15 protein-coding genes are annotated in these 14016 nt (G+C 61.8%); 14 read left to right on the top strand and 1 reads right to left on the bottom strand.

Annotated elements, in window-relative coordinates; genetic code table 11:
* Nucleotides 1-127 precede the first annotated feature (127 nt).
* From FJ953_RS23440 to FJ953_RS23420, 6 genes are all read left to right on the top strand, one after another.
* Nucleotides 128-2104 (top strand): bifunctional 2',3'-cyclic-nucleotide 2'-phosphodiesterase/3'-nucleotidase, encoded by a 1977-nt coding sequence (locus FJ953_RS23440; RefSeq protein WP_140625158.1) that lies wholly within the window; start codon nt 128-130, stop codon nt 2102-2104.
* A 201-nt stretch (nt 2105-2305) separates the two neighbouring features.
* The gene (locus FJ953_RS31135) at nt 2306-2440 is read left to right on the top strand and encodes a hypothetical protein (RefSeq protein ID WP_263486323.1); all 135 of its coding nucleotides are present in this window, start codon (nt 2306-2308) and stop codon (nt 2438-2440) included.
* A 118-nt stretch (nt 2441-2558) separates the two neighbouring features.
* Nucleotides 2559-2849: a Dabb family protein gene (locus FJ953_RS23435; protein WP_140501335.1), complete on the top strand. Its 291-nt coding sequence runs from the start codon at nt 2559-2561 to the stop codon at nt 2847-2849.
* A 48-nt stretch (nt 2850-2897) separates the two neighbouring features.
* Nucleotides 2898-3788, top strand: coding sequence for a VOC family protein (locus FJ953_RS23430; protein ID WP_140501350.1), 891 nt, complete (start codon nt 2898-2900; stop codon nt 3786-3788).
* Entirely contained in the window at nt 3785-4630 is an 846-nt protein-coding gene (gene kdsA / locus FJ953_RS23425) for a 3-deoxy-8-phosphooctulonate synthase (protein WP_140625157.1), read from the top strand. Before FJ953_RS23430 ends, kdsA begins: the two co-directional genes overlap by 4 nt.
* Before the next feature lie 174 nt (nt 4631-4804).
* Complete coding sequence (locus FJ953_RS23420) at nt 4805-5170, top strand: PRC-barrel domain-containing protein (protein WP_140501340.1); 366 nt, start codon at nt 4805-4807, stop codon at nt 5168-5170.
* 70 nt (nt 5171-5240) lie between these two features.
* On the opposite strand, the gene FJ953_RS31130 is transcribed toward FJ953_RS23420, so the two are convergent.
* Complete coding sequence (locus FJ953_RS31130) at nt 5241-5363, bottom strand: hypothetical protein (protein WP_263483006.1); 123 nt, start codon at nt 5361-5363, stop codon at nt 5241-5243.
* 199 nt (nt 5364-5562) lie between these two features.
* Here FJ953_RS31130 and eno point away from each other — a divergent pair, with 199 nt between their 5' ends.
* The 8 genes from eno (at nt 5563) to FJ953_RS23380 (ending at nt 13967) form a co-directional block, all read left to right on the top strand.
* A complete protein-coding gene (gene eno / locus FJ953_RS23415) occupies nt 5563-6837 on the top strand; it encodes a phosphopyruvate hydratase (RefSeq protein ID WP_140501342.1) in 1275 nt (424 codons plus the stop codon).
* A 157-nt stretch (nt 6838-6994) separates the two neighbouring features.
* Nucleotides 6995-7318 carry a septum formation initiator family protein gene (locus FJ953_RS23410; protein ID WP_140501344.1) on the top strand — a complete coding sequence of 108 codons (324 nt, stop codon included), beginning with the start codon at nt 6995-6997 and terminating at the stop codon, nt 7316-7318.
* 214 nt (nt 7319-7532) lie between these two features.
* A complete protein-coding gene (gene pdhA, locus FJ953_RS23405) occupies nt 7533-8570 on the top strand; it encodes a pyruvate dehydrogenase (acetyl-transferring) E1 component subunit alpha (RefSeq protein WP_140525504.1) in 1038 nt (345 codons plus the stop codon).
* A 15-nt stretch (nt 8571-8585) separates the two neighbouring features.
* Entirely contained in the window at nt 8586-9977 is a 1392-nt protein-coding gene (locus FJ953_RS23400) for a pyruvate dehydrogenase complex E1 component subunit beta (protein ID WP_140515428.1), read from the top strand.
* Nucleotides 9978-9995: 18 nt separating this feature from the next.
* A complete protein-coding gene (locus FJ953_RS23395; RefSeq protein ID WP_140625156.1) occupies nt 9996-11390 on the top strand; it encodes a pyruvate dehydrogenase complex dihydrolipoamide acetyltransferase in 1395 nt (464 codons plus the stop codon).
* Between the two features lie 123 nt (nt 11391-11513).
* Nucleotides 11514-12149, top strand: a complete 636-nt coding sequence (locus tag FJ953_RS23390) for an SGNH/GDSL hydrolase family protein (RefSeq protein ID WP_140515426.1) — start codon at nt 11514-11516, stop codon at nt 12147-12149.
* Between the two features lie 15 nt (nt 12150-12164).
* On the top strand, nt 12165-13610 hold the full coding sequence (lpdA, locus tag FJ953_RS23385) for a dihydrolipoyl dehydrogenase (RefSeq protein WP_140625155.1): 1446 nt from the start codon (nt 12165-12167) through the stop codon (nt 13608-13610).
* A gap of 99 nt (nt 13611-13709) precedes the next feature.
* A complete protein-coding gene (locus FJ953_RS23380; RefSeq protein ID WP_140625154.1) occupies nt 13710-13967 on the top strand; it encodes a GlsB/YeaQ/YmgE family stress response membrane protein in 258 nt (85 codons plus the stop codon).
* Nucleotides 13968-14016: the final 49 nt, after the last annotated feature.

Raw genomic sequence — 14016 nt, 5'->3', positions numbered from 1 at the left:
CGCGCGTCATCTGTTGCTGATCGACTGACAGCTCCGATGCGCGCAACTTCTTGAATGGACTCGAATAGGTTTCAGCGCGAAGTTCGCTTTCGGCCAGGGTCTTTCGTGTCGTCGAAAAGGAGAAAACATGTCGCCGCTCCATTCCGTCTCCCGCCGCGGTCTCCTCGCGGGCGCCGCCGCCACGGGCGCGCTGATTGCGCTTCACCCTTTCTCCGCCCGCGCCCAGGCCAACCAGGCGCATCTCCGGATCATGGAGACCACCGACATCCATGTGAATGTGCTGCCCTATGACTATTACGCCGACAAAGCGAATGACACGATGGGACTGTCGCGCACGGCCTCCCTGATCGACGCGGTGCGCAAGCAAGCCGTTAATTCGATGCTGATCGACAATGGCGACCTGCTGCAGGGCAATCCGATGGGCGACTACATCGCCTATGAAAAGGGCATGAAGGACGGTGACCTGCATCCGATCATGAAAGGCATGAACCTGCTCGGCTACGAGTGCTCGACGTTGGGCAACCACGAATTCAACTACGGCCTGTCCTTCATGGACAAGGTTCTGGCCGGCGCCAATTTCCCCTTCGTCTGCGCCAACCTGATCCGCGGCACCGAGCTTGCCGCGAACCCGCGCGACGACAAGCTCTACCTCAAGCCCTACGTCATCCTCGACAAGAAGATCAGCGACGGTTCAGGCACCGAGCAACCGATCAGGATTGGCATCATCGGCTTCGTGCCGCCGCAGATCATGGTCTGGGATCTCAAGAACCTCGAAGGTAATGTCAGAACGCGCGACATTGTCGAGGCCGCCAAGGCCTGGGTGCCGCAGATGAAGGAAGAGGGCGCCGACATTATCATCGCGCTCTCGCATTCTGGCATCGACGTCAAGCAGGGCGATATGATGGAGAACGCATCGTTCTTTGTCGCCGGCGTCGAAGGCATCGACGCGGTGTTCACGGGTCACCAGCATCTGGTGTTCCCTGGCAAGAAGGATTTTCAGGCGCTCGAAGGCGTCGATGAGCAAAAGGGTACGCTGCAGGGCAAGCCGGCCGTCATGGGCGGCTTCTGGGGCTCGCATATGGGCCTGATCGACCTGATGCTGGAGCGCGACGGCTCGAAATGGAAGATCGTGTCCGCCACCTCGGAAGCGCGGCCGATCTTCGAACGTGTCGACAACAAGAACAAGCCGACTGTCGCGGACGACAACCGCATCATCGCCGCGCTCGAGCAGGACCACCAGGCAACGCTCGCCTATGTGCGTCGTCCCGTCGGCAAGACCGCAGCGCCGCTCTATTCCTATTTCGCGCTGGTCGCCGACGATCCGTCGGTTCAGGTCGTCAGCCAGGCGCAGACCTGGTACCTTCAGGACATCCTGAAAAACACACAATGGAAGGACGTGCCGCTGCTGTCGGCGGCAGCCCCCTTCAAGGCCGGCGGGCGCAACGGCGCCGACTACTACACCGATGTGCCGGCAGGCGACATCGCCATCAAGAACGTCGCCGACCTCTACCTTTATCCCAACACCGTGCGGGCCGTTGAGATTACCGGAGCGCAGGTCAAGGAATGGCTGGAAATGTCGGCCGGCATCTTCAACCGGATCGAACCTGGCAAGGCCGACCAGGCGCTCATCAACACCGACTTTCCGTCCTACAATTTCGACGTTATCGACGGCGTCACCTACAGAATAGATCTGTCGCAGCCGCCGAAATACGATGCCAAGGGCGGGCTGGCCAATGCTAGTGCCAATCGCATCGTCGGCCTGATGTTCGACGGCAAACCGATTGATCCCAATCAGAAATTTGTCGTTGCAACGAACAACTACCGGGCCGGCGGCGGCGGCAATTTTCCTGACATCGACGCTTCCAAAATTATCTACGAAGCGCCAGACACCAACCGCGACGTCATCGTCCGCTACATCGTCAAGCAGGGCACCATCAACCCGTCGGCGGACGGCAACTGGTCGTTCGCGCCGCTGCCCGGAACCAGCGTCGTGTTCGAGACAGGGCCCAAGGCGAAGGACCTCATCGCCGAAGTGAAGTCATTGAAGATCGAGCCGGCGGGCGCCGGCGAGGCAGGATTTGCGAAATACCGCATCCTTCTCTGACCGCCATTCGCAATTGGGCCGCGGGCCATTTCTGGATCATGCCCGGCCAGTCGCCCGGCGACGAGATCGAAGGCGCGCCGGCATTGATTTGGCAGTTCCAGGTGCCGAGAGTTCATATACCGGACGAGGGTCGACACGGATCCCGTCTTTGCCTGGCGGAAACGTCTATGAGCACAGCCGGGCTTATGCGATAGATTAGCCATGCGTTATGTCATCGTCATCGCCGCCGTTGCGTTTTTCCTGATCTGGGACGGTCTCTACAACCAGGGCCGGTACCTCGATATGACGGTGAGGAATGTCTCTCACGTGGTGCGTTACGTCACCGGCAAGGCCTAGTTCCCGTTCAGGTCTCGTGCATCCCGGGCGCGTCGCAAGGACGCGCGGCACCCTGAACGGTTGACCTGACGGTTTCGTCGTCACAAAAGACCCCGGATTTTTGATCGAGGAGGCGGGGTTGATCCGGCATATCGTTTTCTTCAGCGCGCGGCGTGGCGAGGATGTGGAGGCAGTGCGCTCTGGGCTGCTGGCGCTCGGCGGCATTCCCCATTCCAGCCTGTTCGAGGTGACGCTGAACACCAAGGTCGATCCGCTGTCGGATGAGATCGACGTGGTCGTCTATGCCGAATTCACGGATGCCGCCGCATTGGCCGCCTACAAGGCGCATCCGCTCTATGCGCAGACCACCAGCAGGGTCAAGCCATTGCGCGAACTGCGTTATTCCGCCGATGTGGTGGCCGGAAGCTGATTCGGGGGCCCTTGAACCCTTTTGCGCAATGATGCACACCGCGCTGGCATGATCCAAACACCACCCACAGGCACTCATCCGCTCGATCACCTCGTGCTGCCGACCTCGAGCCTGGATGTGGCGCGGGCGCGGCTAACGGCCCTCGGCTTCATCGTCGCGCCGACAGGCATCCATCCATTCGGCACGGAAAATTGCTGCGTCTTCCTCGCGGACGGCACCTATCTGGAACCGCTGGCTGTAGGCGATGATCAGGCCGCGATGAAGGCCGCCGGCCAGGGCAATGTCTTCGTCGCGCGCGACCGGCTCTATCGTGACCGCAATGGCAATGAAGGTTTTTCCGCCGTGGTCCTGACCACGGACGACGCCGATGCGGACCATGCACGCTTTGTCGATGCGAGCCTGTCGGGCGGGGACATGCTGGGCTTTTCGCGGGCGTTCACCGACGCTGCCGGCAAAAGCGACATGGCGTCATTCAAACTGGCCTTCGCGTCGACCGGGGGTTCAACCGATGCGTTCCTGTTCGCCTGCCAGCGCGTCAACGCGCCGGAAGTGGACCGCACAGCGCTGCAGGCTCATGCCAACGGTGCCACGGGAATTGTCGAGATCGTGGCGATCAGCGACGAGCCCGCCGAGCAGCGCCGGCTGATTTCCGTGGCAGTAAACGATCCGACGGCTGACGCGCGCGCCTCCATTTTTCGTCTACCTAACGCTATCTTGGCTGTACTCGACCCGGCCTCTTTCACGGCACGCTTTGGCGTGCCCGCCGGTAAGCCGACGCAACTCCGCTTCGCGGCAGTCGTCTTTTCGGTTCGGCGTGCCGCTGTGGCGGCAGGTCTGCTTGCAGCCAATTCCATCAGATACGATATGTCGGGCAGTGATATCGTCGTGCAGCCGACATCCGGGCAGGGCGCGGCCTTCATCTTTCGGGAGATACAATGAGCAACGCCTTGGCGCCCAATTCATCGGTAACCGTCGGCAATGTCGTCTTCGACAACGCAGCACCGCTGTCGCTGATTGCCGGCCCCTGCCAGTTCGAATCACGCCAGCATGCCTTCGACATGGCCGGCGCGCTGAAGGAATTGACAGGCAGGTTGGGCATCGGCCTCGTCTACAAGACCAGCTACGACAAGGCCAACCGCACCTCCCTGTCGGCTACACGCGGTGCCGGCATGGAAGCGGCGCTCCCGGTCTTCGGCGAGTTGCGCAAGGAATTCTCCTTGCCGGTACTGACCGACGTCCACACCGAGGAACAGTGCGCCATCGTTGCGCCGCATGTCGACGTGCTGCAGATCCCGGCCTTCCTGTCGCGCCAGACCGACATGCTGGTTGCCGCCGCAAGGACGGGCAAGGTGATCAACGTCAAGAAGGGACAGTTCCTCGCGCCCTGGGACATGAAGAACGTGGTGGCCAAGATCACCGGCTCCGGCAACGCCAATGTCTTGACCACCGAGCGCGGCGCCTCGTTCGGCTACAACACGCTCGTCTCCGACATGCGGGCCCTGCCCATTATGGCCGACATCGGCGCGCCTGTGATTTTCGACGCCACCCATTCGGTCCAGCAGCCGGGCGGGCAGGGCGGTTCGTCCGGCGGCGAACGCCGCTTTGTCGAGACCTTGGCCCGCGCGGCTGTCGCCGTCGGCGTTGCCGGCGTCTTCATCGAGACCCACCAGGATCCGGATAATTCGACCTCGTCCGACGGACCGAACATGGTGCCGCTGAAGGACATGCCGGCACTTCTGGAGAGGTTGATGGCGTTCGACCGGGTGGCGAAGGCCCGCTGACCCCGGCGCAACTGAAGGTTGTCGCCAAGGAGGCCAATGCATCGGCCTGCCACGTCAGTAAGAAGTCACCTTTATACAGGTGGAAAAAGTCGAACAGACCGGCGGAAAAGTCGGGAACCTTCGATCTCGCCCCTCATTGTGAAAGTCCAGAGCAACGACAATGAGGAGCACATCATGACAACCCAGGCAGGACACACAGAGGCTATCGCTGCTTCGCGGGTCATCGGCACATCCGTCTATAACACCGAAGGCACGAAGATCGGCAGCATCGAGGACGTCATGCTCGACAAGCTGTCCAACGGCATCATGTTCGCTGTGATCGGTTTTGGCGGCTTTCTTGGCATGGGTGAAAAATATCACGCCATCCCGTGGGCGAGTTTGGATTACGATGAGGATAGGGGCGGCTATGTCGTGCCATTCTCGAAGGACCAGCTGAAAGCCGCTCCCGCCTATTCGATCAACGAGCTGACGGGCGCCGATGGCGAGGCCGCACGTGACGCCTCCTACAATTACTACAAGGTCGAGCCTTACTGGCATTGACCGGCCAGCCTGACGTGAAAAGGCCCCCGCAAAACGCAGCGGGGGCCTTTTACATGATCGCCTGCCGTGCTTACTCCGCGCTGCGGAGGGTCGACAGTTGCACCGCGCCCTGTGGAGGCTGCTGGTTGTCGCAGGACGTCAGGAACGCCGCCGCGATCAGGAACAAACTCACGATACCGCTTAACTCGGACATGGCGAAACTCCTCCTGTTTCGCCCCGCGCAGCCGCCATCATAGACCGGCGGCCATCCTATGGCGCATGACTTATGATGACAGGAATTTGCGCTTCGTGAATCGCGCCGGCGGCAATAATTGGCGGTGGCCCGATTGCCTTTTGCGCCGCTTTGGCTAAGACGGGCGCGACGTTTCGTCAGATCAATCGGGGACATCGCAATGACCGCCATCATCGACATTGTCGGGCGTGAAATCCTGGACAGCCGTGGAAATCCGACCGTCGAGGTCGATGTCGTGCTCGAAGACGGTTCGATGGGCCGCGCGGCCGTGCCGTCTGGAGCTTCCACCGGCGCGCATGAAGCCGTCGAACTGCGCGACGGCGGCGCCCGCTATCTCGGCAAGGGCGTGCTGCGGGCCGTCGAGGCGGTCAACGGCGAACTGTTCGAGGCAATCGGCGGCATGGAAGCCGAAAACCAGATCCACATCGACCAGACCATGATCGAACTCGACGGCACGCCCAACAAGAGCCGGCTCGGCGCCAACGCTATTCTGGGTGTGTCGCTGGCGGTGGCCAAGGCCGCGGCCGAAGCCGCCGGCCTGCCGCTCTATCGTTATGTCGGCGGCACCAAGGCGCATCTGCTGCCGGTACCCATGATGAACATCATCAATGGCGGCGCCCATGCCGACAACCCGATCGATTTCCAGGAATTCATGATCCTGCCGGTCGGTGCGCCGACGCTGCGCGAAGGCGTGCGCTGGGGTTCGGAGGTGTTCCACACGCTGAGGAAGAAGCTGAAGGACGCCGGCCACAACACCAATGTCGGCGATGAAGGCGGCTTTGCCCCGAACCTGAAGAGCGCGCCGGTGGCGCTCGATTTCATCATGGAGTCGATCGAGCAGGCCGGCTTCAAGCCGGGCGAGGAGATTGCGCTCGGCCTCGATTGCGCCGCGACGGAATTCTTCAAGGACGGCAACTACGTCTATGAAGGCGAGAAGAAGACACGCGATCCGAAGGCGCAGGCGAAATACCTGGCCAAGCTCGCCGCCGATTATCCGATCATTTCGATCGAGGACGGCCTTGCCGAGGATGACTGGGAAGGCTGGAAATATCTGACCGACCTGATCGGCAAGAAGACGCAGCTCGTCGGCGATGATCTCTTCGTCACCAATACGGCGCGCCTGCGCGACGGCATCCGCATGGGGGTCGCCAATTCGATCCTGGTCAAGGTCAACCAGATCGGATCGCTGACCGAGACGCTCGATGCCGTCGAGACCGCGCACAAGGCCGGCTACACCGCCGTCATGTCGCATCGCTCGGGCGAGACCGAGGATTCGACCATCGCCGACCTCGCCGTCGCCACCAATTGCGGGCAGATCAAGACCGGATCGCTGTCGCGTTCCGACCGCATGGCCAAATACAACCAGCTCATCCGCATCGAGGAAGAACTCGGCAAGCAGGCGCGCTACGCCGGCAAGTCGATGTTGAAGGGCTGAGCCGGAGCATCTGACACAGGGATGGCGGTGAGGGGCGGGAATTCCCGCCCTTTTTCGTTGGAGCGCCTGTGGACGCGTCATCCGTAACCGTCCGTTAAGCACAATGGAGCGAAAAAGACCGTGGTCGCCCGAGTTCGCGACTGCGAGGGAACGGACGATGTGGACGCGTCAGCACAAACAGAGAAACACCGGCCGGCTGATCATCCCCTCGCTCTGCGCGGTGTTCCTGGCCTATTTCGGCTTTCATGCCTATCACGGCGAGTTCGGCATCAATTCGAAATACCAGCTGGAGGCCGAGACTGTTGCCCTGCAGGCCCAGCTCGATGCGATCAAGGCGCGCAGGATGGAGCTGGAACGGCGCGTCAAGCTGATGCACGACGGCACGCTGGAGAAGGACATGCTCGACGAGCAGGCGCGTAAGGCGCTGAATTTGTCCCAGGCCGACGAAATCACCATCATGTTGCCGGTCTCGGCAAAGTAACCAATATCAGGTTAATCACCAATATTTTCAATGATTCTAATTGCTTAGTCGCATGCCAGCTATGCAATTTCGACATGGCGGAACACGTTCTCACGTGTTAGCCTCCCCAAAATCAGTGGGGAGAGCTGATCTCCCCTGAGCAGATTTCATCTTGCTCGAGCAGATTTCATCTTGCTCGAAATGTCCGCGAAGAGACGCCAACAGGGAGTGATGCATGGCAACCGCAGCCAGGAAAGCGCCTGCCAAATCGAAATCCGACGGCAAATCGGGCCTTTCCGCGCCCAAACCAGTGGAATTCACCAAGGACGAGGAGCTCGCCGCCTACCGGCACATGCTGCTTATTCGCCGTTTCGAGGAAAAGGCCGGCCAGCTTTACGGGATGGGCTTCATCGGCGGCTTCTGCCATCTCTACATCGGCCAGGAAGCGGTCGTCACCGGTATGAAGATGGCGCTGATCGACGGTGACCAGATGATCACGGCCTACCGCGACCACGGTCATATGTTGGCGATGGAACTGTCGCCGCGTGGCGTCATGGCCGAACTGACCGGCCGCCGAGGCGGCCTGTCGAAGGGCAAGGGCGGCTCCATGCACATGTTCTCCAAGGAGAAGCATTTCTACGGTGGCCACGGCATCGTCGGCGCGCAGGTGTCGCTCGGCACGGGCCTGGCCTTCGCCAACCGCTATCGCGGCAACAACAATGTCACGCTGACCTATTTCGGGGACGGGGCCGCAAACCAGGGCCAGGTCTACGAAAGCTTCAACATGGCCTCGCTTTGGAAGCTGCCGGTGATCTACATCATCGAGAACAACCGCTATGCCATGGGCACCTCGGTATCGCGCTCCTCGGCGGAGACCGACTTCTCGAATCGCGGCGCCTCGTTCAAGATTCCCGGTATCCAGGTCGACGGCATGGACGTGCGTGCTGTCAAGGCCGCCGGCGATCTCGCTACCGAATGGTGCCGTGCCGGCAATGGGCCGCTGATCCTCGAAATGCAGACTTACCGCTATCGGGGCCATTCGATGTCCGACCCGGCGAAATACCGCTCCAAGGAAGAAGTGCAGAAGATGCGCTCCGAGCATGACCCGATCGAGCAGGTCAAAGCGCGGCTGATCCAGAAGAAGTGGGCAAGCGAGGACGAATTGAAGACCATCGACAAGGAGGTTCGCGACGTCGTCGCCGATGCCGCCGAGTTTGCCCAGCACGACGCCGAGCCGGATCCGTCCGAGCTCTGGACCGACATCGTATTGTAACGGGAGGGCAAGGACATGCCGATCGAAATTCTCATGCCCGCCCTTTCGCCGACCATGGAAGAGGGCAATCTTTCCAAGTGGTTGAAGAACGAGGGCGACAAGGTCGTCGCCGGCGACGTCATCGCCGAGATCGAAACCGACAAGGCGACGATGGAAGTCGAAGCTGTCGATGAGGGCACGCTTGCCAAGATCGTGGTTCCCGCAGGCACCGAAGGCGTCAAGGTCAACGCGGTGATCGCCGTGCTGGCTGTCGATGGCGAAGATGTCGACAAGGCCGGCGAAGGCATCGGTGAAGAGCCCGCCAAGACTGAGGCAAAGGCGCCGACACCGGCACCCGCCGCGGCCAAGAGCGAGGCAGCGGCGCCTGTGGCGGCCGCGCCGAAGACGGAAGTCGCCGCCGATCCTGACATACCCGCCGGGACCGAGATGGTCTCGACCACGGTGCGCGAAGCGCTGCGCGATGCCATGGCGGAGGAAATGCGCCGCGACGGCGATGTCTTCGTCATGGGCGAGGAAGTTGCCGAGTACCAGGGCGCCTACAAGATCACCCAAGGCCTGCTGCAGGAGTTCGGACCGCGTCGCGTCGTCGACACGCCGATCACCGAGCACGGCTTTGCCGGCGTCGGGGTCGGTGCGGCGATGGCTGGCCTGAAGCCGATCGTCGAATTCATGACCTTCAACTTCGCCATGCAGGCGATCGACCAGATCGTCAACTCGGCCGCCAAGACGCTCTACATGTCCGGCGGACAGATGGGCGCGCCGATCGTCTTCCGCGGGCCGAATGGTGCTGCGGCTCGCGTCGCCGCCCAGCATTCGCAATGCTATGCCGCCTGGTACAGCCACATACCGGGCCTGAAGGTGGTGATGCCTTATACCGCCGCAGACGCCAAGGGACTGCTCAAGGCGGCGATCCGCGATCCGAACCCGGTCATCTTCCTCGAAAACGAAATCCTCTACGGCCAGTCCTTCGACGTGCCGAAGCTGGACGACTTCGTGTTGCCGATCGGCAAGGCGCGCATCCATAAGTCAGGCAAGGACGTCACCATCGTCTCCTTCGGCATTGGCATGACCTATGCGGTCAAGGCCGAAGCGGAACTGCGCGGCATGGGCATCGACGCAGAGATCATCGATCTCAGGACCATCCGTCCGCTCGACTTCGACACCATCATCGCCTCGGTGAAGAAGACCAACCGGCTGGTCGTGGTGGAAGAAGGTTTCCCGCAGAACTCGGTCGGCGACCATATCGCCAACCAGGTGTCGCAGCGAGCCTTCGATTTCCTCGACGCGCCGGTCATCACCATTGCCGGCAAGGACGTGCCGATGCCCTATGCGGCCAATCTCGAAAAGCTGGCTTTGCCGAATGTCGGCGAAGTCATCGAGGCCGTCAAAGCCGTCTCATATCGCTGAACCGGGCGGGAGGACACAATGCCAATCAACATCACCATGCCGGCCCTCTCGCCCACCATGGAAGAGGGCAATCTGTCGAAGTGGCTCGTGAAGGAGGGCGACAAGGTTTCGCCCGGCGATGTCATTGCCGAGATCGAGACCGACAAGGCGACGATGGAAGTCGAAGCCGTCGATGAGGGCACGGTGGCGAAACTGGTCGTTCCCGCCGGCACCGAAGGCGTCAAGGTCAATGCGCTGATCGCCGTGCTTGCCGCCGAGGGTGAGGAGGCAAGTGCCGCCGCGAAAAGCGGTGGCGATGCCGCACCGGCGAAAGCGGAGCCTCCCAAGGCTGAGACATCGAAGACCGAGACTCCCACCTCTCCGTCCGATGGGGGAGGTCGCGCCGCGGATGAACCCACCGCCGCGCCCCCCACCCCGGCCGGAAGGCCTGCCGACCCTCCCCACAAGGGGGAGGGTGAAGGGCGCACCTTTGCTTCGCCGCTCGCGCGCCGTATTGCCAAAGAGGCGGGCGTCGATGTGTCTGCCGTGACCGGCACCGGCCCGCATGGCCGGGTGGTGAGGGCCGATGTCGATGCCGCCATAGCCGGCGGCGGCGCCAAGGCGGCACCCGCTGCCAAAGCTCCGGCTGGCGCGCCGGCCGCTGCTCCCGCGCCGGTAAAGGCGATGTCGGACGATCAGGTGCTGAAGCTGTTCGAGGAAGGCTCCTATGAACTCGTCCCGCACGACAATATGCGCAAAACCATCGCGCGGCGGCTGGTCGAGGCCAAGACCACCATCCCGCATTTCTACCTGACGCTCGACTGCGAGCTCGATGCGCTGCTTTTGCTGCGCACGCAGCTCAATGCGGCCGCACCGGTCAAGAAGACCGACAAGGGCGAGGCGCCCGCCTACAAGCTCTCGGTCAACGACATGGTGATCAAGGCGATGGCCATGGCCCTGAAAGCGGTGCCGGATGCCAATGCCTCGTGGACCGAAAGCGCCATGGTCAAGCACAGGCATGCCGATGTCGGCGTTGCCGTCTCGATCCCCGGCGGCCTGATCACGCCGATCATTCGCAAGGCGGATGAAAAGACGCTGTCGGTGATCTCCAACGAGATGAAGGACCTGGCCAGCCGCGCGCGCAGTCGCAAGCTGAAGCCGGAGGAATATCAAGGCGGCACCACGGCGGTGTCGAACCTTGGCATGTTCGGCATCAAGGATTTCGCCGCCGTCATCAACCCGCCGCATGCGACGATCCTGGCGGTGGGCGCCGGCGAGGAGCGGGCGGTGGTCAAGAACGGCGAGATCAGAATCGCCACCGTGATGTCGGTGACGCTGTCGACCGACCATCGCGCCGTGGACGGAGCGCTCGGTGCCGAACTGCTGGTCGCCTTCAAGAAGCTGATCGAGAACCCGATAGGCATGCTGGTGTAGGAAGAACAAGGCGGTGCGGAAATTCTTCACCGGCCTCTTCGCCGGCGGCTTGGAGGCGCAGGAATTCGCCGTCGTCACCAACGCCGAGGAAGAATACTCCCTCGCAAGGGCGGGTTGAGCAAGATGAAGACGGTTCTTTGCTACGGCGACTCACTGACCTGGGGCTACAATGCCGAGGGTGGCCGTCATGCGCTCGAGGATCGCTGGCCAAGCGTGCTGCAGACCGGACTAGGTGACGGCGTGCATGTCATTGCCGAGGGGCTGAATGGCCGCACAACGGCGTTCGACGATCACCTGGCAGGCGCCGACCGCAATGGCGCAAGAACGCTGCCGACGGTGCTGACCACGCATGCGCCGATCGACGTCATCGTCATCATGCTCGGCGCCAACGACATGAAGCCCTGGATCCACGGCAATCCCGTTGCGGCCAAACAAGGCATCCAGCGCCTGATCGACATCGTGCGCGGCCACGACTATCCGTTCGACTGGCCGCCGCCGCAGATCCTCATCGTCTCGCCGCCTCTCGTCAGTCGCACCGAAGATGCCGAGTTCAAGGCGATGTTTGCCGGCGGTGACGATGCCTCCAAAGAGCTTGCGCCGCAATATTCCGCGCTTGCCGATGAGGCTGGCTGCGGCTTCTTCGATGCCGGCACTGTGGCCAAGACCACGCCGCTCGACGGCGTCCATCTCGATGCCGAAAATACGCGAAACATCGGCGAGGCGTTGACGCCGCTCGTGCGCGTCATGCTGGAATTGTGATTGAAGGAGAAAACCGTGGCTGAGAACTACGACGTCATCATCATCGGCTCCGGTCCCGGCGGCTATGTCACGGCAGTGCGTTCCGCGCAGCTCGGTTTCAAGACGGCGATCGTCGAGCGCGAGCATCTCGGCGGCATCTGCCTGAACTGGGGCTGCATTCCGACCAAGGCGTTGCTGCGTTCGGCCGAGATCATGCATTATTCGGATCATCTGAAGGACTATGGACTGAAGCTCGACGGCAAGGTCAGCGTCGACACGTCGGCCGTCGTCGACCGCTCGCGCAAGGTTTCGCTGCGGCTCAATGGCGGCGTCGCCTTCCTGATGAAGAAGAACAAGGTCGACGTCATCTGGGGCGAGGCCAAGCTGACAAAACCGGGCGAGATCGTCGTCTCCAAGACGGCCAAGAAGCCGATGGAGCCGCAGCCGCCTGTGCCGAAAGGCGTCAAGGGCGAGGGCACCTACACCGCCAAGCACATCATACTGGCGACCGGCGCCCGGCCGCGGGCGCTGCCGGGCATCGAGCCGGACGGCAAGCTGATCTGGACCTATTTCGAGGCCATGGTGCCCAAGGAAATGCCGAAGTCGCTGCTGGTGATGGGTTCGGGCGCCATCGGCATCGAATTCGCCTCGTTCTACCGCACCATGGGCGCCGACGTGACGGTCGTCGAACTGCTGCCGGCGGTAATGCCTGTAGAGGACGCCGAGGTGTCGAAATTCGCCCAGAAGCAGTTCGAGAAGCAGGGCATGAAAATCATTCTCGAAGCCAAGGTAACCAAGGTCGAGAAAGGCGCCAACTCGATCACCGCGCATGTCGAAATGAAGGACGGCAAGGTGGAGAAGATCACGGCCGATCGCATGATCTCGGCCGTCGGCGTGCAAGGCAATATCGAGGGCCTCGGCCTGGAGACGCTTGGCGTGAAGACGGAGCGCGGCTGCGTCGTCGTCGACGGCTACGGTAAGACCAATGTGTCCGGCATCTACGCCATCGGCGATGTCGCCGGCCCGCCGATGCTCGCCCACAAGGCCGAGCATGAAGGCGTCGTCTGTGTCGAGAAGATCGCCAATTTCCCCGGCGTGCACGCCACCGACAAGCTGAAGATCCCTGGCTGCACCTATTGCAATCCGCAGGTCGCTTCGGTCGGCCTGACAGAAGCGAAAGCCAAGGCCGAGGGCAAGGATGTCAGGGTCGGCCGCTTCCAGTTCGCCGCCAATGGCAAGGCCATCGCGCTCGGCGAGGACCAGGGCTTCATCAAGACCATCTTCGACAAGAACACCGGCCAACTGCTTGGCGCCCACATGGTGGGCGCCGAAGTGACCGAACTGATCCAGGGTTTTGTCGTTGCGATGAACCTCGAGACGACCGAGGAAGAACTGATGCACACGATCTTCCCGCACCCGACGCTGTCGGAGATGATGAAGGAAAGCGTGCTCGACGCCTATGGCCGTGCGTTGAACGCATGATAGATTGGCCGCACGAGACTCAGATGCGAAAGCCGCAGGAGCTCGACCGCAAGTTAGTTCGGTTCCGGATGCGTTTTTTCTCAAGCAAGGAGAAGGCATATGGACGTGAATGGCGTGGGCTGGATCGCAGCCATCATCATCGGCGGCCTGGCGGGCTGGTTTGCCGAAATGGTCATGAAGAGCAATGCCGGCGTCTTGATGAACATCATCTTAGGTATTGCCGGCGCAGTGGTGCTGAACGCGATCCTGCGAGCCTTGAACATCGGCGTATTTGGCGTCGGCTGGACCGCCTACCTGATCACCGGTTTCATCGGCGCCTGCCTGCTGATCTGGGCCGGGCGTCTGGTGCGCCGTTAGTCGGTATCGTTTCCGCCATGCGAAAACGGTTGTGGCGGCATGTACCGCC

The organism is Mesorhizobium sp. B2-3-6 (assembly GCF_006442305.1).
Classification (GTDB): Bacteria; Pseudomonadota; Alphaproteobacteria; order Rhizobiales; family Rhizobiaceae; genus Mesorhizobium.
The sequence above is the reverse complement of the archived record's forward strand: the minus strand, read 5'-3'. Positions and strand labels throughout refer to the sequence as shown.

Bases quoted from the DNA above. Each gene is read 5' to 3' on its own strand.
- eno (WP_140501342.1), top strand. From the start codon at position 5,563: ATGACCGCCATCATCGACATTGTCGGGCGTGAAATCCTGGACAGCCGT.
- FJ953_RS23400 (WP_140515428.1), top strand. From the start codon at position 8,586: ATGCCGATCGAAATTCTCATGCCCGCCCTTTCGCCGACCATGGAAGAG.
- pdhA (WP_140525504.1), top strand. From the start codon at position 7,533: ATGGCAACCGCAGCCAGGAAAGCGCCTGCCAAATCGAAATCCGACGGC.
- FJ953_RS23410 (WP_140501344.1), top strand. From the start codon at position 6,995: ATGTGGACGCGTCAGCACAAACAGAGAAACACCGGCCGGCTGATCATC.
- FJ953_RS23440 (WP_140625158.1), top strand. From the start codon at position 128: ATGTCGCCGCTCCATTCCGTCTCCCGCCGCGGTCTCCTCGCGGGCGCC.
- kdsA (WP_140625157.1), top strand. From the start codon at position 3,785: ATGAGCAACGCCTTGGCGCCCAATTCATCGGTAACCGTCGGCAATGTC.
- FJ953_RS23395 (WP_140625156.1), top strand. From the start codon at position 9,996: ATGCCAATCAACATCACCATGCCGGCCCTCTCGCCCACCATGGAAGAG.
- FJ953_RS23380 (WP_140625154.1), top strand. From the start codon at position 13,710: ATGGACGTGAATGGCGTGGGCTGGATCGCAGCCATCATCATCGGCGGC.
- FJ953_RS31135 (WP_263486323.1), top strand. From the start codon at position 2,306: ATGCGTTATGTCATCGTCATCGCCGCCGTTGCGTTTTTCCTGATCTGG.
- FJ953_RS23430 (WP_140501350.1), top strand. From the start codon at position 2,898: ATGATCCAAACACCACCCACAGGCACTCATCCGCTCGATCACCTCGTG.
- FJ953_RS31130 (WP_263483006.1), bottom strand. From the start codon at position 5,363: ATGTCCGAGTTAAGCGGTATCGTGAGTTTGTTCCTGATCGCGGCGGCG.
- FJ953_RS23420 (WP_140501340.1), top strand. From the start codon at position 4,805: ATGACAACCCAGGCAGGACACACAGAGGCTATCGCTGCTTCGCGGGTC.
- FJ953_RS23390 (WP_140515426.1), top strand. From the start codon at position 11,514: ATGAAGACGGTTCTTTGCTACGGCGACTCACTGACCTGGGGCTACAAT.